The sequence below is a fragment of the Haloglycomyces albus DSM 45210 genome (assembly GCF_000527155.1).
Classification (GTDB): Bacteria; Actinomycetota; Actinomycetes; order Mycobacteriales; family Micromonosporaceae; genus Haloglycomyces; species Haloglycomyces albus.
Window position 1 is genome coordinate 922,797 of the sequence record NZ_AZUQ01000001.1, and the last position, 25,634, is coordinate 948,430.

At 60.2% G+C, this 25,634-nt stretch carries 24 protein-coding genes and 1 pseudogene; 10 read left to right on the top strand and 15 right to left on the bottom strand.

Annotated features, from left to right (window positions below):
• Positions 1 to 208: 208 nt before the first annotated feature.
• Positions 209 to 1,600 carry a UDP-glucose dehydrogenase family protein gene (locus HALAL_RS0104330; RefSeq protein WP_051462728.1) on the bottom strand — a complete coding sequence of 464 codons (1,392 nt, stop codon included), beginning with the start codon at positions 1,598 to 1,600 and terminating at the stop codon, positions 209 to 211.
• Between the two features lie 496 nt (positions 1,601 to 2,096).
• On the opposite strand from HALAL_RS0104330, the gene HALAL_RS19170 reads away from it, so the two are divergent.
• Together HALAL_RS19170 and HALAL_RS0104340 are read left to right on the top strand one after the other, a co-directional pair.
• On the top strand, positions 2,097 to 2,219 hold the full coding sequence (locus HALAL_RS19170; protein ID WP_281171598.1) for a hypothetical protein: 123 nt from the start codon (positions 2,097 to 2,099) through the stop codon (positions 2,217 to 2,219).
• A 377-nt stretch (positions 2,220 to 2,596) separates the two neighbouring features.
• Positions 2,597 to 3,760: an acyl-CoA dehydrogenase family protein gene (locus HALAL_RS0104340; protein ID WP_025272826.1), complete on the top strand. Its 1,164-nt coding sequence runs from the start codon at positions 2,597 to 2,599 to the stop codon at positions 3,758 to 3,760.
• Positions 3,761 to 4,349: 589 nt separating this feature from the next.
• Here HALAL_RS0104340 and HALAL_RS0104345 read toward each other — a convergent pair.
• From HALAL_RS0104345 to HALAL_RS0104355, 3 genes are all read right to left on the bottom strand, one after another.
• On the bottom strand, positions 4,350 to 4,799 hold the full coding sequence (locus HALAL_RS0104345) for a hypothetical protein (protein ID WP_025272827.1): 450 nt from the start codon (positions 4,797 to 4,799) through the stop codon (positions 4,350 to 4,352).
• A gap of 319 nt (positions 4,800 to 5,118) precedes the next feature.
• Positions 5,119 to 7,050, bottom strand: coding sequence for an acetoacetate--CoA ligase (locus HALAL_RS0104350; protein WP_029767366.1), 1,932 nt, complete (start codon positions 7,048 to 7,050; stop codon positions 5,119 to 5,121).
• Positions 7,051 to 7,188: 138 nt separating this feature from the next.
• On the bottom strand, positions 7,189 to 8,448 hold the full coding sequence (locus HALAL_RS0104355; protein ID WP_025272828.1) for a CynX/NimT family MFS transporter: 1,260 nt from the start codon (positions 8,446 to 8,448) through the stop codon (positions 7,189 to 7,191).
• 403 nt (positions 8,449 to 8,851) lie between these two features.
• Here HALAL_RS0104355 and HALAL_RS0104360 point away from each other — a divergent pair, with 403 nt between their 5' ends.
• Positions 8,852 to 9,328: an RrF2 family transcriptional regulator gene (locus HALAL_RS0104360; RefSeq protein WP_025272829.1), complete on the top strand. Its 477-nt coding sequence runs from the start codon at positions 8,852 to 8,854 to the stop codon at positions 9,326 to 9,328.
• Positions 9,329 to 9,421: 93 nt separating this feature from the next.
• Here HALAL_RS0104360 and HALAL_RS0104365 read toward each other — a convergent pair whose 3' ends face one another.
• A complete protein-coding gene (locus HALAL_RS0104365) occupies positions 9,422 to 9,718 on the bottom strand; it encodes a type II toxin-antitoxin system Phd/YefM family antitoxin (protein ID WP_156937594.1) in 297 nt (98 codons plus the stop codon).
• A 258-nt stretch (positions 9,719 to 9,976) separates the two neighbouring features.
• Here HALAL_RS0104365 and HALAL_RS0104370 point away from each other — a divergent pair, with 258 nt between their 5' ends.
• The gene (locus HALAL_RS0104370; protein WP_025272831.1) at positions 9,977 to 10,864 is read left to right on the top strand and encodes a YihY/virulence factor BrkB family protein; all 888 of its coding nucleotides are present in this window, start codon (positions 9,977 to 9,979) and stop codon (positions 10,862 to 10,864) included.
• Here the strand turns inward: HALAL_RS0104370 and HALAL_RS0104375 are convergent.
• Complete coding sequence (locus HALAL_RS0104375; RefSeq protein ID WP_025272832.1) at positions 10,861 to 11,925, bottom strand: PLP-dependent cysteine synthase family protein; 1,065 nt, start codon at positions 11,923 to 11,925, stop codon at positions 10,861 to 10,863. The genes HALAL_RS0104370 and HALAL_RS0104375 overlap by 4 nt on opposite strands.
• A 7-nt stretch (positions 11,926 to 11,932) precedes the next feature.
• On the bottom strand, positions 11,933 to 12,388 hold the full coding sequence (locus HALAL_RS0104380; protein WP_025272833.1) for an Lrp/AsnC family transcriptional regulator: 456 nt from the start codon (positions 12,386 to 12,388) through the stop codon (positions 11,933 to 11,935).
• A 570-nt stretch (positions 12,389 to 12,958) separates the two neighbouring features.
• On the opposite strand from HALAL_RS0104380, the gene HALAL_RS16505 reads away from it, so the two are divergent.
• The gene (locus tag HALAL_RS16505) at positions 12,959 to 13,201 is read left to right on the top strand and encodes a BldC family transcriptional regulator (RefSeq protein ID WP_025272834.1); all 243 of its coding nucleotides are present in this window, start codon (positions 12,959 to 12,961) and stop codon (positions 13,199 to 13,201) included.
• A gap of 67 nt (positions 13,202 to 13,268) precedes the next feature.
• Here the strand turns inward: HALAL_RS16505 and HALAL_RS0104390 are convergent, their stop codons facing one another.
• Positions 13,269 to 13,943, bottom strand: coding sequence for a UbiX family flavin prenyltransferase (locus HALAL_RS0104390; RefSeq protein ID WP_025272835.1), 675 nt, complete (start codon positions 13,941 to 13,943; stop codon positions 13,269 to 13,271).
• Positions 13,944 to 14,466: 523 nt separating this feature from the next.
• On the opposite strand from HALAL_RS0104390, the gene HALAL_RS18785 reads away from it, so the two are divergent.
• Together HALAL_RS18785 and HALAL_RS0104400 are read left to right on the top strand one after the other, a co-directional pair.
• Positions 14,467 to 14,757 (top strand): hypothetical protein, encoded by a 291-nt coding sequence (locus tag HALAL_RS18785; protein ID WP_035534358.1) that lies wholly within the window; start codon positions 14,467 to 14,469, stop codon positions 14,755 to 14,757.
• Positions 14,758 to 15,053: 296 nt separating this feature from the next.
• Positions 15,054 to 16,247 (top strand): amidohydrolase, encoded by a 1,194-nt coding sequence (locus tag HALAL_RS0104400; protein WP_035534945.1) that lies wholly within the window; start codon positions 15,054 to 15,056, stop codon positions 16,245 to 16,247.
• Between the two features lie 39 nt (positions 16,248 to 16,286).
• Here the strand turns inward: HALAL_RS0104400 and HALAL_RS0104405 are convergent, their stop codons facing one another.
• Positions 16,287 to 16,739 carry a gamma-glutamylcyclotransferase family protein gene (locus HALAL_RS0104405; protein WP_025272838.1) on the bottom strand — a complete coding sequence of 151 codons (453 nt, stop codon included), beginning with the start codon at positions 16,737 to 16,739 and terminating at the stop codon, positions 16,287 to 16,289.
• Between the two features lie 62 nt (positions 16,740 to 16,801).
• Between HALAL_RS0104405 and HALAL_RS0104410 the strand changes: the two genes are divergently transcribed.
• Positions 16,802 to 18,181, top strand: coding sequence for an NAD(P)H-quinone dehydrogenase (locus HALAL_RS0104410; protein ID WP_025272839.1), 1,380 nt, complete (start codon positions 16,802 to 16,804; stop codon positions 18,179 to 18,181).
• On the opposite strand, the gene HALAL_RS17340 is transcribed toward HALAL_RS0104410, so the two are convergent.
• The 4 genes and pseudogenes from HALAL_RS17340 to HALAL_RS0104430 all read right to left on the bottom strand — a co-directional run bounded on the left by HALAL_RS17340 (position 18,178) and on the right by HALAL_RS0104430 (position 21,943).
• Positions 18,178 to 19,050, bottom strand: a complete 873-nt coding sequence (locus HALAL_RS17340; RefSeq protein WP_025272840.1) for a thioredoxin-like domain-containing protein — start codon at positions 19,048 to 19,050, stop codon at positions 18,178 to 18,180. The genes HALAL_RS0104410 and HALAL_RS17340 overlap by 4 nt on opposite strands.
• 35 nt (positions 19,051 to 19,085) lie before the next feature.
• A pseudogene (locus HALAL_RS19260) lies at positions 19,086 to 19,379 on the bottom strand (type II toxin-antitoxin system Phd/YefM family antitoxin).
• A 329-nt stretch (positions 19,380 to 19,708) separates the two neighbouring features.
• Complete coding sequence (locus tag HALAL_RS0104425) at positions 19,709 to 20,158, bottom strand: hypothetical protein (RefSeq protein WP_025272841.1); 450 nt, start codon at positions 20,156 to 20,158, stop codon at positions 19,709 to 19,711.
• Between the two features lie 1,434 nt (positions 20,159 to 21,592).
• Positions 21,593 to 21,943, bottom strand: a complete 351-nt coding sequence (locus HALAL_RS0104430) for a hypothetical protein (RefSeq protein ID WP_156937595.1) — start codon at positions 21,941 to 21,943, stop codon at positions 21,593 to 21,595.
• Positions 21,944 to 22,857: 914 nt separating this feature from the next.
• Here HALAL_RS0104430 and HALAL_RS0104435 point away from each other — a divergent pair.
• Together HALAL_RS0104435 and HALAL_RS0104440 are read left to right on the top strand one after the other, a co-directional pair.
• Positions 22,858 to 23,112: a hypothetical protein gene (locus tag HALAL_RS0104435; RefSeq protein ID WP_025272843.1), complete on the top strand. Its 255-nt coding sequence runs from the start codon at positions 22,858 to 22,860 to the stop codon at positions 23,110 to 23,112.
• Between the two features lie 11 nt (positions 23,113 to 23,123).
• Complete coding sequence (locus tag HALAL_RS0104440; protein WP_025272844.1) at positions 23,124 to 23,726, top strand: hypothetical protein; 603 nt, start codon at positions 23,124 to 23,126, stop codon at positions 23,724 to 23,726.
• 615 nt (positions 23,727 to 24,341) lie between these two features.
• Here the strand turns inward: HALAL_RS0104440 and HALAL_RS0104450 are convergent.
• Both HALAL_RS0104450 and HALAL_RS0104455 read right to left on the bottom strand, forming a co-directional pair.
• Positions 24,342 to 24,575: a hypothetical protein gene (locus HALAL_RS0104450; protein WP_025272846.1), complete on the bottom strand. Its 234-nt coding sequence runs from the start codon at positions 24,573 to 24,575 to the stop codon at positions 24,342 to 24,344.
• A gap of 69 nt (positions 24,576 to 24,644) precedes the next feature.
• Positions 24,645 to 25,553, bottom strand: a complete 909-nt coding sequence (locus HALAL_RS0104455) for a hydroxymethylglutaryl-CoA lyase (RefSeq protein WP_029767375.1) — start codon at positions 25,551 to 25,553, stop codon at positions 24,645 to 24,647.
• Positions 25,554 to 25,634 lie beyond the last annotated feature (81 nt).

Sequence of the window (25,634 nt, forward strand, 5' to 3'; positions counted from 1 at the left end):
GACCAACTCGACCACCGCATAAGCCCCTGACTGAACTGGCGAGCCGCGAACGAAGCGCCACAGGCGCAAGTGCAGCGGCGGTAGAGCTGGAGAAGAGCTCAGGTTGTTCCAGGTGCTTCAGATTTGCGCGAGGAGGATTCGTCGCGACCTTCAGGTCGTGAGAATCCCCCACAGCGTAAATATGGAGTGCCTGGGGCAACCTGAGCGGTCACCGTCCTGTCCCCTTGTAGGTCCATCCGGCTGCGCGCCAGCGGGCTGGTTCCAGAACGTTCATGCCGTCGAAGATGCGGCGCTGTCCGACTTGGGCTCCCAGGCTTTCGGGGTCAAGGGTTCGGAATTCCTCCCACGGCACGAGCATGCTGATGACATCGGCGTTCTCGACCGCGTCGGACAGGGTTTTGGCGTAGGACAGCTCGGGTGCTTCTACTCGGGCGTTGTCCAGGCCCTCTGGGTCGTAGACGATGACCTCACCGCGTGCGGCGGCGAGTTTGCGTGCGATCGCCAGGGCTGGGGAGTCGCGGACGTCGTCGGTGTCGGGTTTGAAGGTCGCGCCGAGGACGGCGACTTTCAAACCTTCGAGGTTGGGCCCGGCCGGACCGCTGGGACGGTCCGCGAGTTCGGAGATGGCGCGAACCGCTTTGGTGCGACGCCGGGTGTTGATGGTGTCGACTTCGTTGAGGAAGTGGAAGGAGTCGCCGACGCCGAGTTCTTCGGCGCGCGCGGTCAGGGCGCGCAGGTCTTTGGGGAGGCAACCGCCGCCGAAGCCGATTCCGGCGCGGAGGAATTTGTTTCCGATGCGACCGTCGTAGCCGATCGCGCGGGCCAGACCGGCGACGTCGCCACCGGCGGTTTCACAGAGGTCGGCCATGGCGTTGATGAAGGAGATCTTGGTGGACAAGAATGCGTTGGCGGCGACCTTGACCAGCTCGGCGGTGGCGAAGTCGGTTTCGACGACTGGAACTTCGCGGTCTTCCAACGCGGCGAGCTCGAGAATTCCCTGGTGGGCGGCGCGCAGGAGGTTGAGAGCCCATTCGCTGCGGGCGGCGTAGACGATGCGGTTGGGGCGCATGACGTCGTGCATGGCGTTGGATTCCTGGAGGAATTCCGGGGACCAGCCGACTTCGATACCGTATTCTCCGCCGGTGTGGCGTTCGATGAGTTCTTCCACCCAGGTGGCGGTTCCTACCGGAACGGTGGACTTGCCGACCACGAGGCACTTGCGCTTGAGGTGCTGTGAGAGTGAGACGACGGCCGATTCGATGTAGGTCAGATCGGCGCTGTGTTCGCCGGGGCGTTGCGGGGTTCCGACGCAGATGAAGTGCACGTCGGCGGCGTCGGCTACGTCGGCGATGTCGGTAGTGAAGCGCAGTCGACCGGATTCCAGGTTACGCCGCAGCATTTCCGGCAGGCCTTTTTCCACGAAGGGCAGAGTGCCGGTATTGAACGCGTCGATTTTTTCCTGATCGATGTCGTATCCAATGACTTCGTAGCCCATCTCGGCGAAGCAGATGGCATACGTTGCTCCCAGGTAGCCGCAACCTAGGAAGGATACTGTAGGGCGCGCGGTCGGTGTCTGGTTCGAATGCGCCTCATAGCTCATTGAGAAGTCCTTACGTTGATTGGTCGAATGCCGTCGGCGTTTCGCCGGGGTGGTGACGGGCCTGTGAAGGCGATCCACCGGTAGGCAGCACAGTGTCAGGTTAACTCACGGATGAGGGTTACACGCTTTCACGGCGAGGTGAGAGTGGCGCGAACGTGATATGAAGCTGGTGCTCAGCCAGGTTGTCGAGAATCGCGTTAAGTGTCATTCATGTTATCGCTCGCATTAATTCTCAATCCGTTCATTTGCAACACCGCGCAAGGCACGGTTTGGTTGCAGCGGACATTGAGCGGCCTGACTCAGATACCGCTCTCGTTCCACGCGTCATGGTAAGAATATGTACCGGGAGAAACGAAAACTCTGATGACCAGCACATCGACATGTGCCGACAAAGGATACGACCATTAAAGACCCGCGTTATCGCCGCTCCGAACCCCAGATTACCTCCGTGGAATATAGCATTGATCGACAGAATTCAGAGGTGTTCTGGTGCCGGATGGGGATCGCAAATGCAACCGAGGGAGAGCGTGAGCGGCTGTGTGCCGAGGTGGAGGAGGCGGCGAATACCCTCACCGAGGGCTTGGCCGACGAGGATTGGAGCCGTCTTGAGCAGGAGTGAGGTGTACTCGCTGTTCTCAAGGCCCCAAGGGGACACGAAGCCGGCGCGACCGACTCCCTTTCTTCCACACCACCCCATGACACCGGACTGGTCGTTACCATCGTTCGTTCTCGCCATCTGGACGGAAACACGGCGGAGGTCCCGAACGGCACCCCATGGACGAACCGCACAGCGATCGATTGACGAGCTTACTCTGGTTCCTTATATGCTGGTAAGACGCCCAGTTCCGCAGAAGAAAGACCTGTGAGCCATACTTGGCTTTAACTCCATCACAGATGGAGCCGACATTCTCACACCGTGCGCGGCTTCACGTGGTCGCGGTTCGCACGGTAGAATTGTTATAGAAATTACTGACTAGTAACAACCGGGAGCCATCGATGACCACCGGATTCACTCCGTATGAGATGCCTGACGACTACGCCGACATTCGTTCGGGAGTTCGTGAGGTCGCTGAAGCCGAACTTGCGCCGCGAGCCGCCGAGGTCGATGCCACGGCCTCGTTCCCGCAAGCCTCCTATGACGCCTTGAAGGCCGCTGACCTGCACGCTCCCCACATCCCCACCGAATACGGTGGAGCGGGGCTGGACGCACTTGGTTTTGCCATCGTCATCGAAGAGCTCTCCCGCTGCTGCGCGTCGACCGGGCTCATGCCGGCGGTCACCAAGCTGGGCACCACCCCCCTGTTGCTGGACGGGTCTGAGGAGCTGAAGCAGAAGTACCTGCCTCCGGTAGCACGAGGAGAGGGACTGTTCTCCTACTGCCTGTCCGAGCCCGAAGCCGGTTCCGACGTGGCCAATATGAAGACCAAGGCCGTTCGCGACGGAGACGGTTGGATTCTCAATGGCGTCAAGCGCTGGATCTCCAACGCCGGGGTCAGCGACTACTACACCGTGTTCGCCGTGACCGATCCGGAGGCCGGACCACGCGGTATCACCGCGTTCGTCGTGGAGAAGTCCGACCCGGGCGTCTCCTTCGGCGCTCCGGAAAAGAAGCTCGGCATTAAGGGTTCACCCACCTGCGAGGTCTACCTGGACGACGTCCGCATCCCCGGCGACCGTGTGATCGGCGAGGTCGGCAAGGGATTCCACCTGGCCATGAAGACGCTGGACCACACCCGCATCACCATCGCCGCACAGGCCCTCGGCATCGCGCAGGGTGCTCTCGACACCGCGACCGAGTACGCCAAGGAGCGTGAGCAATTCGGTAAGTCCATCACGCAGTTCCAGGGCGTCCAGTTCATGATGGCCGATGCGGCCATGCGCATAGCCGCAGCACGCGAGCTGACCTACTCGGCCGCCGCCAAATCGGAGCGCGTGGAAGAGAATCTCACCTTCTACGGTGCCGCCGCCAAGTGCTACGCCTCGGACGCGGCCATGGACATCACCACCGACGCCGTCCAGATCCTCGGCGGTTACGGCTACACGAGCGATTTCCCCGTCGAGCGCATGATGCGCGACGCCAAGATCACCCAGATCTACGAGGGAACCAACCAGATCCAGCGAGTGGTCATGGCCCGCGAAATGTTGCGTGGGAAGAACTAAGCGCTGACCTACCTGGAATACGGTTTTCGCAACTGAACTGAGGCGGCACCGACGAGGCGATCCGGTGCCGCCTCAGTTCTGTCTCAGGATCGCGCGTCTCGGCCACAGGAGACCCCGATCAGGTGTCGCCCCGGCATCGACACCAACCCAACACTTTGAGAATTGCCGATTCCTCGCTTTATTGAGGCTGTTCAACTGTGGCGATCCTGAACGATCCGCCCTACCCGTTGACGTCGGTGGGCAATGTGAGTCATACTGAAGCGGGCATTTGTTACTCACGAGTAGGTGGCAGGAATTTCGTAGAGACTCCTGCCACCGGCGGAAACGGATACGATCCGTTTCCGCCGGGTTGACGGGCCCAATCGGAACCTACGAGTGGCCTTGAGTCGTGAGCTGCTTAAAGGCAAGGTGTAGATCAGGACCACAGCATAGGCCGGGTTTGAGCACCCCAACTACTGTTGTCAAACCCGGCCCGGTCACTCGTGGCGTGAGGGGATGCGTTCAGAGCCGCATCCCCTCACGTATTTGAATGAACAACCAGTATGGCCTATTCGATCAGCCGCGCGATGGCGGCCGACGACCTGCGTGCCTACGAAGCGGAGTGTCGCAGGTTTTCCGGTGGCTTGCGCCCCGGCAGTAGCGCGAGGAACGCCAGGCCGATGAGCCCGAAGGAAAGTCCCACTTGTTTGGGTGTGGACATCTCCAGCCAGGCGTCCGATTCCGATCCTTCCTTTCGGTCGTCGCCGGCAGGAGTACCGTCCTCTTCGGATTCGGTATCGCTATTGTCCGAATCGGACTCTTCACCTTCCGGAGGCTCGGCCTCCTCAATGATGTTTCCCTCGCGGTCCACTTTGTTTCCGTCTTCATCGATGTAATACGGTGGCAAGGAAGGCGGGTCTTCCTCATTGACTCCATCGACCAAGACCCAAGCGGGTTGCTCGGGTGCGGAGTCCGTCGGGGTTTTAAGCAGCAGAAGACCGGTCACCGCCGCGCAGGCAATGACCAGAGTTCCCAGGATCAAACTCCGTTCGGTACGCACAAACTCACATTATCCTGTTATTGCCACCTTCGCTCTGTATTACATCCCATTCGACGCACGACCGTCTCAAAACGAAAACAGCTCGCATTAACAGTGCTCACGGCATCTCCCACCTGTTCGAATCCCCTGCGGTTCAAGCCTAATCGCCGGGTAAAGCTCCCGACAAGTCGTCGGGCCGTTACCCTTCTTTCAGGTGAACGTAACGATAGAATCAGGAAACACCCACGCGGAGAACGTCCTCCACTGTGGACAAAAGAGTCGAAGCCCCGTCACCGCGCACTCACTGACGGACAGGGCTTCAACTACGTCTCTTCAACGTCTAAGGGGCCCACTTCAAAAAATCGTTCATCGCATCCGGGTTGGCCAGGGACTCCAATGACACCGCTTGTGACACTGGGATTCCCTTGAGGATCTTTTTCAGGGGGACTTCGATCTTCTTCCCACTGAGGGTGCGCGGAACCGCGCCGACCTCGTGGATCTCGTCGGGAACGTGCCTTGGGGACAGTTCCGCACGGATCGCCGTCGAAATCCGGCCACGCATGTCATCGTCCACTGACACGCCCTCCGTAGGTTGCACGAATACGATCAGGCGATCGTCGTCATCGTCGAGGTGCACCACGAGGGAATCAACGACACCGTCGATACCTTCCACCACGGTGTAGAACTCCGAAGTTCCCATCCGAACCCCGCCCCGGTTCAAGGTGGCGTCCGACCGTCCCGAAATGATCGCCGAGCCGCGATCGGTGATGGTAATCCAGTCACCGTGACACCAAATCCCGGGAAAGGCGGTCAGATACGTATCGCGGTATCGATCGCGCAGAGGGTCGCCCCACAGGCTCACCGGCATCGAGGGCATCGGTTTGGTGATTACCAGTTCCCCTTCGCGCTCCAGTGCGTGATGCCCATCGGGGTCGAAGGACTCCACTTTTGCGCCCAGGCACAGGCACGACAGTTCCCCGCGCCATACCGGTACGTTCGGGGCTCCACCTACGAACCCGGTGCACAGGTCGGTGCCGCCGGACAGGGACTGCAGTTGCGCAGTGTCACTGATGGCCTCATACACGTAGTCGAAGCCGACACCCGGCAGTGGGGCACCCGTGGAGCCGATGCCGTGAATCCGGGACAGATCGGCCACGTCCTTGGGAACGATGCCTCTGTCACGACAGGCCATGAGGAACGGAGCCGAGGTACCGAAGTACGTGACTTCGGCGTCTTCGGCCATGCGCCACATGCCTTCCGGATCCGGAGCACCGTCGAACGTCACCAGAGCCGCTCCCACCAGCGGAGCGGAGGCGAGATAGTTCCACATCATCCAGCCGGTCGTGGAGTACCAGAAGAAACGGTCTCCCGGGCCGAGGTTCTGGTGTAGCCCCAGCATCTTGGCGTGCTCTAGGGCGATTCCGCCGTGCCCGTGGACGATCGCCTTGGGCAATCCGGTCGTTCCGGACGAGTAAAGGATGTAAAGGGGATGTTCGAAGGGGAACATCTCAAAGTCCAGTTCACCTTCGGCGGCGGTGAACTCTTCCCAGCTCTTGCCGACCCCGGTTTTCGAACCGAGGTAGTTGAACGTGACGATGGAGCGCAGGTCTTCCTCCATCGTCTCCACGACCTGTTCGATCTCCTGGCGACGTTCAATCCTCTTCTTGCCGTACATATATCCGTCGGTAACGAACAGGATCGTGGGTTTGACCTGCTGGAATCTGTCGATCACGGCCTTGGCCCCGAACTCCGGAGCGCACGAGGTGAACACCGCACCGATAGAGGCCGCGGCCAACATCAAGGCGTGGGTCTCGGGAATGTTCGGCATCCACGCCGCCACGCGGTCGCCCTTCTGCACGCCGTGGGCCAAGAGCCCCGTTCGCAGACGCGCGACCATGGAACGCAACTCGTCGAGAGTCCACTCGAAGGTGTCCCGTGTATCGGAATAGGCGCGAATCGCCACATCGGTATCGGCCATGCCGGGTGCGTTCAGGACGGCCTTGGCGTAGTTAAACCCCTGGTCGGGAAACCACACCGCTCCCGGCATGGAATCCTCCGTCAAGACGCGGTGTGAAGGGACCGGCTCGCCCAGTTGGAAGTACTCCCACACCGCGCCCCAGAACGTCGCCGGATCATCTACCGAGAACTGCCATAGATCCGGATACGAGGTCAGGTCGGTTCCGACCTGACGGGACAACCGGGAACCGAACTCCCCGATATTGGTGGTGTCCACCGCGTCCGGGCGCGGCAGCCATAGAACCTCGCTGGTCACTAATGCCTCCCTGTATCTACAACTCAACCACGGCCTTGTGGTTTAGCGCACTCCCATGGTGCCAAAGAAGGGAGACGGTGACGCTACCGGGTGGACGGCGCGAGGTCGGCGTCGCCGTCGACATGATTCCGAGAGCCGTTACCTGGCCGCGGCGATCTCGTCCTCCACATAGCGATTTCCGGACACGTAGAATCCGGCGACCACCTGAACGGCGATTAGGACGAACATGAACATGAAGGGCAGGTCGAAACCGCCACTGGCTCCGAACAGCGCTCCCACCGCGAAGGGCCCCAGCCCGGCCATGAGGTAACCGGCCGACTGAGTGAAGGCGGAGAGCGCTTCGGTTCCTGCGGGAGTGCGGGCGCGCAGCGTAAACAGGGTCAAGGCCAAGGGGAACATCCCCATTCCGAAACCGAAGAGAACGACCCACAACCACGTCAAGGGCCCTCCGATGAACCACAGGCCGAGCAGCCCCAAGGGACTGAACGTCGACAGGCAGACGAAAAGCAGTCGTTGGCTACCGCGAGAGGCCGCCAGCATGGGAACCACCATGCTCGGCACGATGACCACCAGGGTGTACAGGCCGAAGAGCGCACCGGCCTCGTGGGCGTCCAAGCCGTTGTACCGCAGGATACGCGGCAACCAGCCCATACCGATATAGGCGATCGACGCCTGGCCTCCGAAGAACAGCATGAACATCCACGCCAGTTTCGTGCGCAGGACACCGTCCAGCTTCGCGTTCTCTCCCCCGGATTTCGCGGCCGCCGGCTGTGGCCACACCAACCAGACCGAAGCCGCCAGCAGAGCGGGGAGAGCCCAAATAGCCAGCGTGAACGCCCACGAATCGGTCATATCGTGGATCGGGACGGTCGTAGCGGCCGCGATCGCCGTTCCCACGGCCAGCGAAACCGAGTAGGTCGTCATGAGCGGACCGATTTTGGAGGGAAAATACTGTTTGACGATCCCCGGCACGGCGACGTTGCCGACCGCGCCGCCCGCCAAGGCACAGGCGGAAAAGACGAGAAAAAGAAGAGGTCCGTCCACGCTGACCCGCGCCAACAGGCCGAAGCCCATCACCAGCAGCGACCCGGACATGACGGCCTTGGCACCCCATTGGCGCATGAAGCGCGGGGTCAATGCCCCGAGGAAGGCAAAGGCGATGACCGGGAGCGTGGTCAAGACTCCTGCGAGTGTCTCCGACATTCCCAGGGCGCGCTGAATCTCGGGAAGCACGGCACCCACGCTGGTAATGGCCGTACGGAAGTTGAAGGTCGCCAGCACGATACCGGCGATCAAAACCCAGGCGGCGGCACTGAAGGGTCGAGCGTAGCCGCCTGCGGGCCGGTTATTCCGTTCCCCGGCCTCCTGGGCAGGTGTGGACTGGGCTTGAGTCACCATGGGCGAAGTTCCTCATTCTGTAGAATGTAGACACAACAAAGGCGTCATGGTCAGCGCGAAACCTCGGGGGTCACCGCTCGGTCCGCACTCGGTTCGAGTCAATGGAGAGGCAGGTCATACGACCTTTTTCGGGACCTCACCCAGGACGAACCGATCAAAGCTAACGCCGTGGCGAGGTGAATACCGCCCATGGTGCGGTTAAACACTAGTAATGTTCATTATTTTTTGCCGGCCCTCAATATTCAGAACAATATTCATTTCCTGGTCACGGGCCGAATCACCGCCGAACGCAGGTACTGAAACACACCTCGGTTCAACCAAGGCGTTAACCTGGAGTGGAGCACAGACGTTCAGGAGCGGGACGACGGTGACGCGACATGACTGACCGGTAAGGAGCACACAGGTGAGACTGAGCGCGCGGGTGGATTACGCGCTGCGGGCCACGGCCGTATTGGCCGCCGCACCCCGTGACGAATGGGTCAGGGCCGATTCGATCGCCTCCGAACAGGAGGTGCCCCGCAAATTCCTGGAATCGATCCTGGTGCAGCTGCGCAACGGATCGATCGTGCAGTCCAAACGCGGTGCCGACGGAGGCCATCGCCTCTCGTGTCCCGCCGACGAGGTTTCGCTGGCCGATATCATTCGCTGCGTCGACGGTCCCCTGCTCGGTGTGCGCGGGCAGCGTCCCGAACACATCCGCTACCGCGGAGCCGCGGGTACCTTGACCGACGTGCTGATCGCACTACGAGCAGCCGAGCGCAATATCCTAGAGCACGTCACCTTGGCCGACATCGCGGCGGGAACCCTGCCCGGCCCGATTGCCGATCTGGTGGACGATCCGGACGCATGGACCATACGCGACCTGCCGAAATCGGAGTGAACTCCACATCAGGCAGTCCAATAACCGATGACGATGTTTGGAGGCATCGACGTTTCACCGGCGAAATCCGTTGTTCTCATCGACCACTGGAACCTACCCGTAACGCGCAGTGGCATAACGCTCCATTAGCACCGAAAGCGGAGTATAAGCATCGTCTCCCTGTTCAGCACGGGCTTCATCCGCCCGACGTGCCAGATAGGCGTCTTCAGCCTGTTCAAGCGCTTCCGCATCCTCGACCGGGACTAGGGCGGCGACATGATTCCCCTCCTCAGTCAAGTAGAGACGGTCACCGCCCCGTACCCGTGAAACCAGTTCGGACAGCCGGTCACGGGCAATGTTCATCGATACTTCGCCCACTTTGTCCCACTTTTCGTCACTCGGCACAGTCACAAATGTCGCCCCTCAACCGTCATATGGAACGTCCACCGAAACCGCACTCAAACCCCTTATTCCGAGACTTTCGGTTCTTCCCGAAACCGACGGTCGTCCGGTACCGATTTTGAAACCGGCACGTCCCTACCGGTGATATCGCGCCTTGCACTCTAACGCCGTGAAGTGACCTTCACCGCACTGAATCCGAGTGTCGTGTGAACTGCTTTTTCACCGCGCATGCCCGCAGAGCGCATCGCTTTCTGAGAAAATCCCAACGTGAAAACGCCCGACCTTGGAGCGTGGTTCGACGCGTACGTCGAACGTGTCCGCAAACGCTCTCCGTTCGCCGACCATTCCTGGCGATCCGGCGAGCGCTTCGCGGCTACCGACGGCGGTCTGCTCTCCGCTTCAATCGCCTATTACGCCTTCTTCGCGTCGTTTTCCATGTCCTTGCTGGCGCTGGCGGTATTCGGTTATCTGTTGCACGTTCCCGCGATCTATCAGGCGGTGGAGTCGTGGCTGGCGCAGAATCTTCCCATCGTGGACATCGGCTTGTTGGAGGAGTCTCGGCAGCAGGTGGGGATCTTGGCGGTCGTGGCCTTGATCGTCGCCGGGGTGGCGTGGGTTCAGGCGGTGCGCAATTCGGTGCGGCACGTCTGGGGTTTGGAACGCGCACCCGGTAATCCCTTTTTGCGTTGGTTCATTGACCTGGGTGTCTTGGCGGGGTTGTCGGTTCTCCTGTTGTTGACCATTGCCGCGTCGGCGGGTTTTCACACGATTGTCGGCTGGTTGAGTTTGGATTCGGTGATCGATTCGCCGTCGTTGTTGTCGGTCTTGTCGCTGGCGACGGCTTTGATCACCGATATGGTTCTGGCAATGGTGATGCTGATCGCGTTGCCGCGCATGTCGATGTCGCTGCGGCGCGTGCTTCCGGCGGCATTGATGGTGGCGGTCGGCTTGGAGGGTTTGAAGACGATCGGTCGGCTTTTCATTTCCAATGTCTCGGATCGGCCCGCTTATCAGGCGGTGTCCACGGCGGTCGGTCTGCTGTTGTTCTTTTACCTGTTCAACTTTGTTCTGTTGTTCGCTGCGGCGTGGACGGCGACGTCGCGGCACGGGCAGGTGCGGGATCTGTACAACGGCCGTTTCATTCCCAATTCTTAAGGCAGCAGTGGGTTCAAACGCTCTTCGGCTTCGGTGAGGTCGATGTCGTGGTCGGCGATCCATTCATCGTTGAAGTAGGTGGTGGCGTAGCGCTGCCCGGGGTCGCAGATGAGGCTGACGATGCTGCCGGTGTCACCGTTTTCCCGCATCTGGGCTATCAGTTGGAAGACGGCGACGAGGTTGGTTCCGGTCGATCCGCCCAGGGGGCGGCCGAGGCGTTTGGAGGCCCAGCGCAGTAGGTATATCGATTCGGCGTCGTCGACTTTCACCATGGCGTCCACCAGGCTGGGTATGAAGGAGGCTTCCACGGTGGGACGGCCGATTCCTTCGATGCGACTGCTGGGTGCTTCGACGGCGGGATCGTGGTCGCGCCAGGAGGCGAAGAAGGCGCTGTTTTCCGGGTCGACCACGCACAGCCGGGTGTGGTGGCGTTTGTAGCGGACGTAGCGTCCGATGGTGGCGGAGGTTCCGCCGGTTCCGGCTCCCACCACGATCCAGTCGGGTATCGGGTGTTTCTCCAGTTCCATCTGTTCGTAGATGGATTCGGCGATGTTGTTGTTTCCCCGCCAGTCGGTGGCGCGTTCGGCGTAGGTGAACTGGTCCATGAAGTGCCCGTTGACCTTGTTGGCCAGGGCGCGGGCTTCCGCTACGACCTGGGTGCCGTCGTCGACCAGATGGGCCTGTCCTCCGTAGAACTCGATTTGGGAGATTTTGGCTCGTGAGGTGGAGGAGGGCATGACGGCGATGAACGGGAGGTTCAGCATGCGGGCGAAGTAGGCTTCGCTGACGGCGGTCGACCCGGACGACGCTTCGATGACCGGGGTGTCGCGAACGACCCAGCCGTTGCAGACGGCGTACAGGAAGAGCGATCTGGCCAGGCGGTGTTTCAGCGATCCGGTCGGGTGGACCGATTCGTCTTTGAGGTAGAGGTCGATGCCCCATTCCGTGGGCAGGGGGAAGGGCAGGAGGTGGGTGTCGGCGCTGCGGTTGGCGTCGGCCTCCACGGTGGTGATTGCCCAGTCCGTCCAGCTGCGGTCCAGGGAACGGTCGATGAGGTGCATGGCGTCGTTACTCCTCTGGGGTCAACAGCTTAGGACGTCCTTCCCATTTGGTGGACAGGGTAATCGTAGTACGGGTGCGGGAGACGCCGTCAATGCGCCCGAGTTGTTCGATCAGGCGCTCCAGGTCCTCGATTTCGGCGACGCGGACTTTCAGCATGTAGCATTCTTCACCGGCCAGGAAGTAGCAGTCTTCGATCTCTTCGATCTGCGAGAGCTGTTCGGTGATGTCGGAGTAGTTGCGCGCCGAGTTCGTCACCAGTCCGATCAGGGCGGTGACCGGAGTTCCGATGGCGCTGTGGTCCACGACGGCGCGAAATCCGGTGATGATATTGGCTTTTTCCAATTTCGTGACACGGTCCTGTACGGAAGGGGCGGTCAATCCGACCTGTCTGGCCAGCTCGGCGTAGGAGATCCGGCCGTCCTCCCGAAGGAGATCAATGATTTGGGAGTCGATGCTGTCCACAGCACCGAGCATAGCGCGGACGGTCGTTGCCAAGCGGGACGGCGAAACCCGGGTGGGACAATCTCAACTCATTCTTGGTACCGATCGTTGCCGCCACAACCTCCTCCTGTAACGAAGTTTTCTCAGGCGGGTGCATTTCGGGACCCAATAATAGTGCGTTTGAGTCAAAACACAACGTAACTGACTTCGTCCCTTATATACGCCTTTAAAATCGGTCAAGTTACGTTTCCGCCTCAGGTGATGACAGAACATGCTACGGTACTTGTCCGGTTCGCGTAATGACACAATCGTATTTATGTAAGCTCCACACCCTGCAGGTATTTCAGCTAACGTACCGCTCAAAAGTATGTCCAAGAACTCATGGCGGTTTTGACGTAAAAGTGTTGTAATGGGAATAACCGCACTATGTGAGTATTCATCAGGAAGTAGCGAACATGCCTCAATGGAATGAGATATGGGCACGAGGTTCACGGGATTGAACGCCTCGCGATACTTACTGAGCAGCCTCATCAATAGGCTGGTATATGAGCGCAGTTCCACGGAACTGCACAAAACGGGGAGGATACATAAATGGAAACCGACGACCGACTCCTGACGCCGGGTGAAGTGGCCGCACTATTTCGTGTTGACCCCAAAACGGTGACACGCTGGGCTGCCGCTGGCCGGATCGGCTCGATTCGGACTCCTGGAGGCCACCGACGCTTCCGCGAATCCGAGGTGTACGCCCTGCTTAACGGCAACCCGGATATCGTCAATGCGCTGCCGGGGGAGGGTATGCCCGCCCCGTCGGAAGGACAGCGACCCGCCCAATAGCGGCCTGGTCCCGCGCACCTTCAAGCCGTCGGGGACGCCGTGGCGCGTCCCCGAAGTGGAGCCGGGTTTACTGCCGCGCCGCTCCAAGTGTCCCGTTCCAACGTTTATACAGGTCATGATCGACCGCAGCCACATCCAGAATCCGGCCCGCCAAAAAGTCCACCACCTGCTGCAGATCCCTGCTTCCCGCATAGAAGGCCGGGGTCGCCGGCACCACCGCAGCGCCGACATCGTGCAGCTCCAACAGATTCTGCAGATGCGACCGGGAAGCCGGAGTCTCCCGAGGAACGACGATGACGGGACGTCCTTCCTTGAGATTGACCTCACCGGCTCGTTGAATCAAATCCTTCGACAGTCCGAGCGCGATTCCCGCGCAGGCAGCGGCCGTCGCCGGTACGACGATCAAACCTCGCGCCCGATACGAGCCCGAGGACGGACCGGCCGCGAAATCATCGGCTCTCCAATACCGCAGATCCGCCGTCGCCAGATCGATGCCCAGCCAAGCGGCCACGTCGTCCTTCCACTGCCGGTCGCGAAGATTCCGTCCCGTCTCATCCAACAGGGTCAGTCGCGCCGCCTTGGAAATGATCAAATCCACCGGATGCCCCGCCTGGATCAACGCACGCAGTACGGCGGCGGCGTACAGGGAACCCGACGCTCCGGTAATCCCCACAATCCAGGGCTGACGAGAGGGCTCGGTCGCACCGGCGGTCGCTGAGTTGGAGGACGGCTGTGAATCCATGTCTCCAGGGTGCCTGAGCGACAGCCGGTCGGCATTAGGACCTGCCTCACCGTCAACAAGCGATCGGCACACGGAAAACCATAAGTCTGTTGTCCGATTACCGGCAGCGATTCGTTAGGCTGAAACCGTTGAGGCCGACGCACGACTTCAGGAGGTCGCGCTACGGTCGTCCCCACGGGGTCGACTGCGATGCGGAGCACTCACATGAGGAAATTGTTTCTCCACCGTCGCAGACGCCACGACCCGACGCGTTCCACCTACGTCCCATCCCTGCCGGGTGCCGCTTCTCCGGAAGTCGGTGAGCCCGCCCGGTGCGCAGGTCCCTCACCCCAGAGCCGTCTCGACCTCACGACCGAAGAATCTTCGATACTCCCTCGGATCGGCGTCATGGGCCCGCGCTCAAGTCGTCCATACAGTAAGCCTCGACCACCGAGGACGTACCAAAGAGAAGCCCACAGAGAAAGGTCCCAATGGAGCCGTAACTTTCGACCTGTTGTCGCGTTAAGCATCATGTCGAACTTGTTTGGGGTACAACAGCTCGAATCAGTCGACACGATTGCGGTCGCTGCGACGAACCACCGTCGGATACGTCATCACCGGTGACCGTCCGGGCACACGCCTCATGAACCCTGGCTTTGGTGGCGCTCGACCGCGTGACAGCTACCTGACGATCTGCCGGACACCAAGGAGACGATTCGTCGCCCTGACCGGTAAACGTTCGTCTCAAAACGATACCGTCTTCGCCTCCGATATCGGAGGCAACTGTCGGCTATTTGACGAACTCTCAGGACAGGCCGAAATTAATCAGGTTTAATCAGACATACCCTTTCAGGCTCTGGTTGGACTCAACTCGCGATTTTTGAGAGGCGCGAAGCCATAATGGAGACGCTCAAAGCGGAAAACAACACCACATCGAATCTGAACCTGCCTGAAAAGCCCAACCCTCTGACCGAGAACGAATCGACCGAAACCGAACCGCTCGGCACACACCCGACTTCCGCCCCTGAAGCGCTTCCGGTCTCGAACGGCGCGGCTCAGAGTGCGACCGACGCCGCCGACCCGACCGCTCCGGCCAATCAGAAGGCGGACTCATCCAAGGCGGAAGGCACCATGTCAACGTTCACGCTTCCCGACTTCCTCGACGGCTGGATCAGCGAACACTACTCCGACCTCGTGCGCGTCCGGCGCCATATTCACGCCAATCCCCGGCTGTCCCGCCAAGAGCAGGACACGGCCGCCTACGTCGCGGACGAACTGCGCGAAGCCGGGCTCAAGCCGGAGATGATTCCCGATGGAACCGGTCTCACCTGCGACATCGGCGACGGCGACCAGGTCATCGCGATTCGAGCCGACATGGACGCCCTTCCGATTCACGATCCCAAACAAGTGCCGTACCGTTCGACCGTGGACGGCGTCTGCCACGCCTGCGGCCACGACGCCCACACCTCCATCGTCCTGGGCGTCGGCAAGGTTCTGGGCGCACTCGCCGCTCGCGGTGAACTGCACGGGCGCTTTCGACTGATCTTTCAACCCAGCGAGGAACGGTTCCCGTCCGGAGCGCCGACCATGATCAAGCACGGTGCGCTCCAAGACGTGTCGGCGGCTTTCGCCTTCCACTGCGACCCGAACTTCCTCGCCGGTCAGGTCGGCATCCGCAACGGTGGGCTGACCGCCGCCTGCGATCTGATGGAGGTGAACATGACCGGGCGCGGCGGCCACACGTCCCGCCCTCACCTCACCACCGATCTGTGCGACGCCATCAGCCGTGTGGTGGTGGAGGTTCCCTCCATCGTCAACCGCCTGCTCGATCCGCGACAGAACGTCGCGATCGTCTTCGGCTCGGTCCAGGCCGGTGAGGCGGCCAATGCGATTCCGCAGAAGGCCTCCGCCAAGGCCACCATCCGCATGCAGGGACGCGAAATGAGCGAGGAGGTCCCGCGTCTGGTCCAAGACGTCACGCGCAACGTCGCCGCTGCCGCCGGGGCCACCTGCGACATCACGTACACGCGCGGCGTTCCGCCAGTGGTCAACGACCGTTCCGCCGCCGCCACCTTCGCCGGGGCCACCTCTGCGGCTCTCGGACAGCACGCCGTCGCCGAAGCTCCCGCCTCCATGGGAGGCGAAGACTTCGCCTATTACCTTGAGCAGGTGCCCGGTGCGATGGCCCGCCTCGGAGTAGGACGGCCCGGCGAAAAGCTCGACATTCACCAGGGCAACTTCGACATCGACGAGAAGGCTCTGGCCTACGGAGTTCGAGTCATGACACACACCGTCTTGGCCGCTGCCGCCTCGCCGGTCTTGTAGACATATCGGCTGGTTCCGCTCGGGAGTGGAACCAGCGTCCTAGAAACCGTAATCGGAGGTCGGACGCTTCCGCAGAGAGTCGATGTATTCGGTGGGGGCTCCGCCCGCCTCCGCCGAACGAACCAACTCGTCCAAATACCACTGCGACGGCAGACCGCCCTCGAAACCGTCGAAAACGTACACCCATACGGGTTGTATGCCCTCGGTCGTGGTAGCGTGAGTTTGCAGCCGACGGTACAGACCTGCGGTATAACCCTCCAGCTCATCAAGCACCCCCTGATCGAAAGAGTCCAACTCGTACAGAGCCGTGAACACCCTTTCGACCGGAGATTCCACAACGGTGGTGACGGCTGATTCCCAGCCCAGATCACCACCGGCGAAAGTCAATCGCCAACCTTCCAACCATCCCGTGCCCATCAGGGGAGAGCGCGGACAGGTACCGCGCATGCGAGCAGGGTCAAGGTTTGAGCCATACGCCGCGTAGAGAATCACACCCTAAAGATACTCTTTAAACACCGATTCAAACAGCAGCAACGCCAGAAAGGTGGAAGCCCGTGCCACGTGTAGCGATCATCGGGGGCGGACCGGCAGGATACGAAGCGGCCCTGGTGGCGGCACAGTTGAATGCCGAGGTAACACTCGTGGAGTCCACGGGCGCGGGAGGGGCCTGCGTCTTGACCGACTGCGTCCCCTCAAAGACCTTCATCGCCACCTCCAACGCCGTCACCGAAATCGACGAAGCCGGTGACTTGGGTGTGGAATCGCCCCGTCCGACCGTCAACGCCAAGGCCGTCAACGCGCGCGTGCAGCACCTCGCCTCACAGCAGTCGAGTGACATCGCCGGGAAACTCACCACGGCCGGCGTCAACCTCGTACACGGCAAGGCTTCACTCTTCGGGGCCGAAGGGCACCGCCACCTGGTCGAAGTCAAACCACACGAGGGCGACGCCTATTCTTTCAGCGCCGACGTGGTTCTCCTGGCGACCGGCGCGACTCCCCGGGTACTGCCCAGCACCCCCATCGACGGCGAACGCATCATCACCTGCCGCGAGCTGTATGAACTGGACGAGCTCCCCGAACACCTGATCGTAGTGGGGTCTGGTGTTACCGGTGCCGAATTCGCCTCCGCCTACCTGGCCACCGGTTCACGGGTCACCTTGATCTCCTCCCGCGACCGCGTCATGCCGCACGAGGACCGCGACGCCGCCGAGGCGATCGAGTCGGTATTCCGCGACCGGGGCATGGACATCCGTTCTCACGCCCGCGCCAACGGGGTACGCCGTACCGACTCGGGCGTTGAAGTGGAACTGTCGGACGGAACGCTCATCAACGGCTCCCACGCATTGATCACGGTCGGATCGGTACCGAATTCGGAAGGCCTGGGCTTGGAATCGGTCGGCGTGGCTCTCAACGAACGCGGGCACGTCCCCGTCGACAAGGTCTCGCGCACCAACGTTCCGGGAATCTACGCCGCCGGTGACCTCACCGGCGTCCACGCCTTGGCCTCGGTAGCGGCCATGCAGGGTCGCATCGCCGTCTGGCACGCCTTGGGCGAGGCGGTCCGCCCGATCAAACTGCGCAACGTCGCCTCGAACGTCTTCTCCGACCCCGAATTGGCCACCGTCGGCGTCACTCAAGGCGATGTGGACAACGGCAAGGTCGACTGCCGGGTCGTGAAGGTTCCACTGTCGTCGAACCCGCGCGCCAAAATGCTGAACCGCTCACGTGGTTTCGTCAAGCTCTTCGTGTGGCGGGCATCGGGAATCGTCGCCGGTGGTGTCGTCGTAGCGAGCCGTGCGGGCGAATTGATTCACCCCGTGGCGATCGCGGTGGAACAGCGTCTCACCGTAGAGCAGTACGCCCGCACGCTAACGATTTACCCCTCGGTATCGGGATCGTTCGCCGAAGCCGCCCGGCAACTCATGGAGTACTAGACCGTCGTTTTGTTGCCCCGGCTGCAGACGGCGCCCGGTTCGGGCGTGTAGTCGGGGTTCTGCCGATAGGCGTCCAGGTAACTTTCGACCATTCCCGTGTCGAGCTCATCAAGCTTCATCTGCACACCCCACGACTGTAGTGAGACGGGCGAATCGAGTTCCGGATACGGACTCATGAAGAGGTAATCGCCTCCGCCGACGAGCTCGGCAAGCGTGTCGATGTCCGACTGAGGCAACTCGTCCGGGTGGTAGGTGATCCAGACGGCCCCGTGCTCTAGGCTGTGCACGGCATTGCCTTCGTGTACAGGGGCGTCGTAGACTTTTCCGTCGCAGCTCTGCCAGACCGACAGGTGCGGCCCACCTGTCGCGGGAGACGTGGCATAGCCGTCGAAGTCGGCCTCGCTGCTGTCGGTATCACCCAAGTCAAGCTCGGTATCTTCTTCCAGTTCCTCCAGATCGACCGAGAGTTCATCTTTATCGAGATGGTCGAGCTGCACGACCCAGGGGTGATCGAGTTCTTCGGCTTCCAGTTCCTCGTTCTCGATGAGGTCCTGGATTTCCCACATGCCTTGATACGGCGCCGTGAAGTCGGTCAGCCCGTCGGGCGGATTATCGGCGTCGAATCCCTCCGCTGACGATTCGCCGTCCGAATCCTTGTCGTCGGAATCTTGGCTGAGGTAAAAGTACGCTCCTCCCCCGGCGAGCAGAAGCACCAGGACGGAGGCGTTCAGCCAGACCCAGAACGGGACACCGCTTTTTGACGGTTGTGGTTGCTGATAGGGCTGTTGTCCCGGAGGCATACCGGGCGGCGGCCCCGGAGGTTGTTGTGGCGGTTGCCCAGAAGGCGGCTGCTGCTGGTTGTCGTACATGGTTTCCCTTTCGAAACGCCAAGTCGGTGTCCTCCTTAGAGTACCGAACCGGGTTTTCGGTTCCCCTCATACGAATTCGCAGCGTCGCAGGCGCGCTCGGCAGGACTGTTGCCCCTGTCGGCCTCTTGTATCGACTGCATCAATCGCTCGGCGTTCTTGCGCGACCGCAGCAGAAACATCGTCTCCTGCCAGGCCTCGTAGTCCTCTTCACTGAGCAACACGGCATTGCCGTATGTCGACGTAATCCGTACCGCAGCATGCTAATCATTGACACGCTTAATCAGCTGCAACCAGTTCTTTCGGGCTTCAGTTGCCGTAATCGTTTCCACGACGTTGCACCTTTCACCTTGAGTCAGTATTCCTTATGCACAGAAAACTGCACCATTCTGGAATGTTATTGAATTAGGTCCTATATCTGGCCGCAATCCGATTCAGAATCGATTCGGTGGCTGCACACGAACGGTGCAGCCACTCTCCACACACGAATAGGGGTCCTGTCGGGGCTGCCCACCTATCTGAGCCCCGACAGGACCGGGGTTCTCTCTCCCGCAGCGCCGGTTACCGGGCGAGAGAACCGGGAGTAAAGATCATGAACCGCAACGCGACGCACATTGGCGGACGTGTTGTTTCGGCGCGGGTTCGTTGGTTGGTGACGGGATCATGTGGGTCGCCACTTGTTGTGGCGTTGTCCGGGTAGACGGTGTCCTTTCGGTTGTGTCCGGTCGGGGTCGAGGTGTGGTGTCACCGTTTGGTGGAGTGTGTGGGCGAGTCGGTGGATCCATCCGGCGTCGGTGATGGTGTGTTGGAAGAGTCGGTCGTCGTAGAGCACGATGGTGGGTGTGAGTGGGTTGGTGCAGTTGGCCAACACGTCCGGAGGTCGGTACTCCACAATCACACTGTCATCGTGCAGCTTGTCCGACAGGCTCTGAAAGTCACCGCTGCCCACGCCAGGCTCGTCCCCAGAGTCGGGATTGGTGTGGTTGGTGGTGAGGAACAGGAACACGTTGGAAGAGGCTACGTCGAGTCGTCCGTGGAATCGGTAGGACTCGTGGGTGATGGTGCCGAGGTTGAACGTCCCGATGGGGAGATAACGAACCGACATAAGCATTCACCGCCTCCGCCTGTGTCTGCGCTCTTACTTCTGTTTTCGTTCGTGTTGTTGCTGGCGGTCGGGTGTGTGTCTGTTGGTGTCTGTGTCGTGGTTGTGCTGGCATCGTCGCTTGTGGTTGTCTCTGTGTTGGTGTGTGTATTGGTGTTGGCGGGTTGGCGGTGTTTGGTTCGTGGTTGTCGTGTCGCGGTGGTGTTGTGGTTTGTCGGTGGCAGACCGCTTCGACTGCTTGGAGGAGGCGGTCGGTGAGTTGCATCGATTCCCGGCTGTCCCGTGGTACGAGTTGTTGTTGGGCGGGTCTGCCGGTCCAGGTGGGCGAGTGGCAGGCTTGGGCGTCCCACTGCACCGCACCCAACACCGTCGGCGTCCTGTCGGGGCCAATGGCAAGGAGGGTGGCTGATCTGAATGAGGCTTGCCGCGCCTCGATGCGGTAGTCCCGCCAGGGAATCGTGGTCAACACCGGTCCGTGGGTGGGATAGTCGCTTTCTACTTCTGTTGTTTCCGTTGGTGTCTCAGGGCTCGTTCGGTGGCGTTGCACCGGGATCTCTTGGCGTTCATACACTGACGGCCGGGATGATGCCGAGCTTGACCCGGGTTTTCGCACGTGGGTATACGGGCGAGACAACGCTGTTCTGCGGTAGGTGGGCCACTGGTAGGTGGAGCGTTGTCTGCTCAATGGTTGGCTGGTGGGCCGGTGGTGGGTTTTGTGTTTTGTCTGGTGGGCGGGGCGCTGGTAGGCACTGCTGTAGTAGGTGACAGGTTGACTGACCGTGTTCCACCGCTCCAACCCCCGCGACGGGTGCGGCGACTTGGTAAGGTGGGAGGCTGCTCGTTTCGCTACCGTATGCCGCCCTTGCGATGAGCGGACCGTTGCTTGTCGGTCTCTCCTGTCGTGGCTGATGAGGGCAGCGTCGGTGGCATGGCGAGCCTCGGGACGGTAGTTGCCGACCGGCAGTGTGAGGGTATGTCCTTCGGCTGATTCACGATTGGCCGTGTCCGTCTCGGTCGCGCGGTGACGTCCTGAACTGTTGCCGTGCGAGTACTGTGACCACGGGTCTTGGTCGGGCCGGTTATGCTGGTGACCAATGTGGTTCTGGTGCGTGGTTGACCATCTGGTGCTGTCGGGCTCGACCGAATCGTTCTGTTGCGGTGTACGGTGATCGCCTCTCCCGTTCAACGGAACATGGTGACGGTGGGATTCACGACGATGCGATGTGTGTGAATCGAAACCAGGACAATAGGTGTTTGTTCTGGTGGTAGTGACACGTGGCCAACGACTGGTGCTTGTGGTGTCTTTCTGGGATGTTGTGGCGACGGCGGTGATGCCTGAACGCTTATCCCGGACTCGGTCGTGGACCAAGATCATTGGTACCGCCACTAGGTAGGCGATGAGAATGACCTCGTAGAGGGCGAACAGGTTGTGAGAGTCGATGTTCATTGCACCGCCTCCACATCACGACCGACCGACGGGTTCGGACTGGCATCTCGACCAGCTGGTGAGGTCGGTTCCCTGTCGTGGTCGGAGGATTCGGCCGGTGTCGTCGGTTCGATGTCTGGACAGACGCGAACCTGGTTGGTCTGTGCGGTAGCGGCGAGGCGCATGAACCAGGATTGGATTTCGTCAAGAATCGTCCAGTTGTTATGTGGACGGAGGCGAGTTCCGGACGTGTGGACGAGCGCGGCCAGTTTGCCGTCCACGGTGACCCATAGGGTTTGTCGTCCGAAGTGTTGAACAATGTCGACGCGGGAGCCTTCCCACGTCACAGTGCCTATCAGTTGAGGCATGTCGGTGATCTCCATTCTCCCCGGGGATCGGGGGATAGGTGAGAAACAAAGAGGCAGTCGAATTGAGCCGGCTCCACCAATCACCGCGTTTCCAGTCGAACCCCGCATTTCAACGACCATTCCCAAAGCAGAGGCATGAGTGGTTTGAGTTCACTCGTGGCCCGCTTTGTGGGCATGACGGGATAGCCGCGTGTCCTCAAGGCGACCGTGGCCGTCCGTTCTTTGGACACACGCGGATTGGGAATTAGCTGGTATAAACGGTGATTATGGTGAATATGCCGGTCAGGCGGCGGGTTAGTAGTAACTGACGCGCCCGGTGACACCGGCTCGTGACTGGAATTGAACGTGCGAATGCACTACCATGTGTGAGAACACGAGACCTCCTTTCGAGGTTTTGTAGTTGGGGGCGACTCGCCAGTCTCAAGTTGCTAGCTAGGTCTGGCGAGTCGCTGTCGTCGGCAAACTAGATGCTTGCCTAAGACCCCGGGAGATCATCGGGATCACCCAGCGATCGTTAGTGTCGCGTATTGCTAACACATAGTCAACAATCACAAGCGCGTGTCGCGCAAACAAAAACCCGAGCCAGGTGTCAAATACCCGACTCATTTGTTGAGCAGCTTCTACACTTACAGGTGTATTCACTCCCAGTATCGATATCTCTTCGATGCAGTAAATCTACTTTGTGTTATCTCGTTCAAACGTGCTGAACTGGGACATCGATTGTCTCCGAGACAGGTGACCGCTTTCCCGGAACATGTATCTGCGTTTAGATTCGCAAGGTCCGCTTCGAATACAGTCTGGCGTCATTTTGCTACGCTTTAAAACGAAGCTTCTTTATATGTATTTCCAATGAGATGTCTCTAGGTTGACTAGTACAGACGTGGCTTAGATCATCGGACCTATGGAGCACGTATATGACGTTTACGGTCAAGCTCGACCTCAAGAACGCCGTAGAACAGCTGCGCCACGCCCAGAGCGCGCTCAGTTCCAGTGTTACCGCGTTTGAACAACATCAAGGTGCCTTCAACCTTGTGGCCGACGGCTCCAGCGCCTCAGAGGGAACGGAAGCCGCCAGCGACTTCGGGCGTTGCAGACAGGAATCGGAGTCCATTAATGCTGTAATTGACCAGATTATTTCCGTAGTCGAACAGTACGAGAACAGCATCTAGGAGGCCGCAGGATGACGCCCATCATTATCCCCGTGGGAAAATCTCTCGGCCCGGTTCTCAACGAGAAGTACGGAATAGACCACTACGAGCTTCTCATCGGTGACGAGATTGAGTTGTTGGACGAGCCCTCCTGGGCGGTATGGAATATCGCCCACTCCGAGACCGCTACACAAGGCGAATTGAAGTTCGATCGGGAACGTCTCACCAAAAGGGTGCTATCTGACGTGGACAAGATGGACCGCTACAAGGTTCAGCAGACTGTCGACCGTCTAACGTCGCTTCACGCGCTTGTAGAGTTCGATCCCGACGGAGCTGGAATCGAAACGGTTCTTCGACAACACATCATGGTTCCATCGGGTGTCTCTTATGGTTCGTCACCGGATGACTCGGATTTGTTCCGTATCGGTGACGCCTCCGGTGATTGGCTGGACCTTGACGGTTGGGAGCGGGCCGTCTGGTCTGGGTCATACCGCGACCGATCCATGTGGCATGCGTGTGAGCAGTTGGCCGAATATTCCGACGGCGGCTCCGCGCTCAATGTCGCAGAGGCGATACTTCCGGCGATGGCAATGGTGAACGCAATGTTCTTGGGTCATTGGGAGCCTGCGAAATGAGCGGACGTTACCAAAACAAGGGTCGAAAAAATCGGAAGCGTCGATTCCGTGAAGAGGCGGAAAAGAACCGCCCCATGTTCGCCGGTGACATGTTTAAAGGCTTCGGATCGGCGGTCGGTTCCGTTGTAGGCGCAATTGGCGGAGTCAAAGCCATGGGGCCGGTCGGAGCTGGAGCAGGAGCCATAACAGGCTCTGTATTGGGTGAGACGGGGAAGCACTATCTCACCTCGTGGATGAATTCAAGTTCAGGCCCGTCAGTGGGATCGTTCAATTCAGTCGCCGAATTGAAGTCTTCTGTATACGGTCTCATTGACTCCGTGCGAGCCGACTGTGACACAAGAATTAAAGCCGCTCGGGGAAACGCTGAGACTGCTCTTGACCTTATCGAACGTGCTACTGACGGATCGACGAACAGTCTCGTTTCCGACGCGATCACGGGACTTCACGAAACTCTGATGCGCATGGAGGAAGTCCTGTCAGCTTCTGACAGAGGGAAATCGAATGCGGAGACATGGGTGGAAGGGTTGTAGGGGGAAGCTCCATTAGATCTCGGTAGAGCTCGGAAACATGACTGCTAGTAGTAGCTAGGCGTTCAGAAGCATCTTTTGTCGCAGTTTATTGGCGGTTAATCTCGTCATCTGTGAAATGCCAGCGAATAACGACATCAGCATCATCATAGGGACAGATATCCATGACATCGAGATAATCGCGCACCATATGTTTCGCCTTGACGGTTGTCACTGTCTGCGTGCAGCCGATGCCGTCAATGTGCAACTCCCACATATCTTCGACGCCCTCATCAGGCACGGCATCGACGGTGTAGATCGTCGCCTCTACCGTGCCTGTCACTGCAATCGCCCTATTTCAGGTTCATTGCCCGGTTTTGAGAACGTTCGCCGTTTCCGGCGTTAGCGCTGCTTAGCTGCGCTCGACCAGACGAGTGCGCGGTCCGGCCTTGTAGACACCGCTGGGCAGTTCGTGGCCGACCATCTCTTCGGCCATCTCGGCGACCTCAAGCAGCTTGTCCAGGTCGATTCCGGTGTTGTAGCCCATGTCGTGCAACATGTGGACGACTTCCTCGGTCGCGACGTTGCCACTCGCACCGGGCGCGTAGGGGCATCCACCCAGCCCGCCGACGCTGGCGTCAAACTGATCGACCCCGTAGTCCAGCGCGACCATGATATTGGCCAGAGCCGTACCTCGGGTGTTGTGGAAGTGCATGAGGCGCGGCAGATTGGTGTCGACGGCCTCCAGCAGGTCTTTGACGCGCTTGGGCGTGCCCATCCCGGTGGTGTCGCCGAAGGCGATGCGGTCGATTCCGGCGGCTTCGGCGCGCTCTACGATCCCGGCAACCCGCTTGGGGTCGGTGTCCCCTTCGAAGGGGCAGCCGAAGCTGGTGGCGATGACCAGCTCGATGAAGACGTCATTGGCGTGGGCGAGTTCCACGAGCGCGTCCAGTTCCGCCACGGAGTCCTCGGTGGGACGGTTGAGATTGGCGCGGTTGTGCGTGTCGGAGGCCGACAGCACGACGTTGACCTCTTTGAATCCCGCGTCGATGGCCCGTTGCAGCCCACGCAGATTGGGGATCAGGGCGCTGTAGAGGACGTCGGGGTTGCGGTCGACCTTGCTCCATACTTCGTCGGCGTCGGCCATTTGGGGAATCGCCTTGGGGTGTACGAAGCTGACGGCTTCGACGCGCTGGTGGCCGGTGCGGGAAAGAGCGTTGATGAGCTCGATTTTCTGGTCGGTCGCGATGGGCGGCTCGTTTTGGAGTCCGTCGCGCGGTCCGACTTCCCGAATATGGACATCAATCGGTTGTGACGCCATTGTCGCGTTCTCCTTCACATCGAATGCGGTACCTGAAGTCTAACGCGATTGTGGCCGGTCCCGACAGGACGGCATAGAGCA

Bases quoted from the DNA above. Each gene is read 5' to 3' on its own strand.
- HALAL_RS0104340 (WP_025272826.1), top strand. From the start codon at position 2,597: ATGACCACCGGATTCACTCCGTATGAGATGCCTGACGACTACGCCGAC.
- HALAL_RS0104440 (WP_025272844.1), top strand. From the start codon at position 23,124: ATGACGCCCATCATTATCCCCGTGGGAAAATCTCTCGGCCCGGTTCTC.
- HALAL_RS0104390 (WP_025272835.1), bottom strand. From the start codon at position 13,943: ATGGATTCACAGCCGTCCTCCAACTCAGCGACCGCCGGTGCGACCGAG.
- HALAL_RS0104425 (WP_025272841.1), bottom strand. From the start codon at position 20,158: ATGCTTATGTCGGTTCGTTATCTCCCCATCGGGACGTTCAACCTCGGC.
- HALAL_RS17340 (WP_025272840.1), bottom strand. From the start codon at position 19,050: ATGTACGACAACCAGCAGCAGCCGCCTTCTGGGCAACCGCCACAACAA.
- HALAL_RS0104330 (WP_051462728.1), bottom strand. From the start codon at position 1,600: ATGAGCTATGAGGCGCATTCGAACCAGACACCGACCGCGCGCCCTACA.
- HALAL_RS0104400 (WP_035534945.1), top strand. From the start codon at position 15,054: ATGTCAACGTTCACGCTTCCCGACTTCCTCGACGGCTGGATCAGCGAA.
- HALAL_RS0104455 (WP_029767375.1), bottom strand. From the start codon at position 25,553: ATGGCGTCACAACCGATTGATGTCCATATTCGGGAAGTCGGACCGCGC.
- HALAL_RS0104435 (WP_025272843.1), top strand. From the start codon at position 22,858: ATGACGTTTACGGTCAAGCTCGACCTCAAGAACGCCGTAGAACAGCTG.
- HALAL_RS19170 (WP_281171598.1), top strand. From the start codon at position 2,097: ATGGGGATCGCAAATGCAACCGAGGGAGAGCGTGAGCGGCTGTGTGCC.
- HALAL_RS0104355 (WP_025272828.1), bottom strand. From the start codon at position 8,448: ATGGTGACTCAAGCCCAGTCCACACCTGCCCAGGAGGCCGGGGAACGG.
- HALAL_RS0104430 (WP_156937595.1), bottom strand. From the start codon at position 21,943: ATGCCTCAACTGATAGGCACTGTGACGTGGGAAGGCTCCCGCGTCGAC.
- HALAL_RS16505 (WP_025272834.1), top strand. From the start codon at position 12,959: ATGGAAACCGACGACCGACTCCTGACGCCGGGTGAAGTGGCCGCACTA.
- HALAL_RS0104375 (WP_025272832.1), bottom strand. From the start codon at position 11,925: ATGCACCTCATCGACCGTTCCCTGGACCGCAGCTGGACGGACTGGGCA.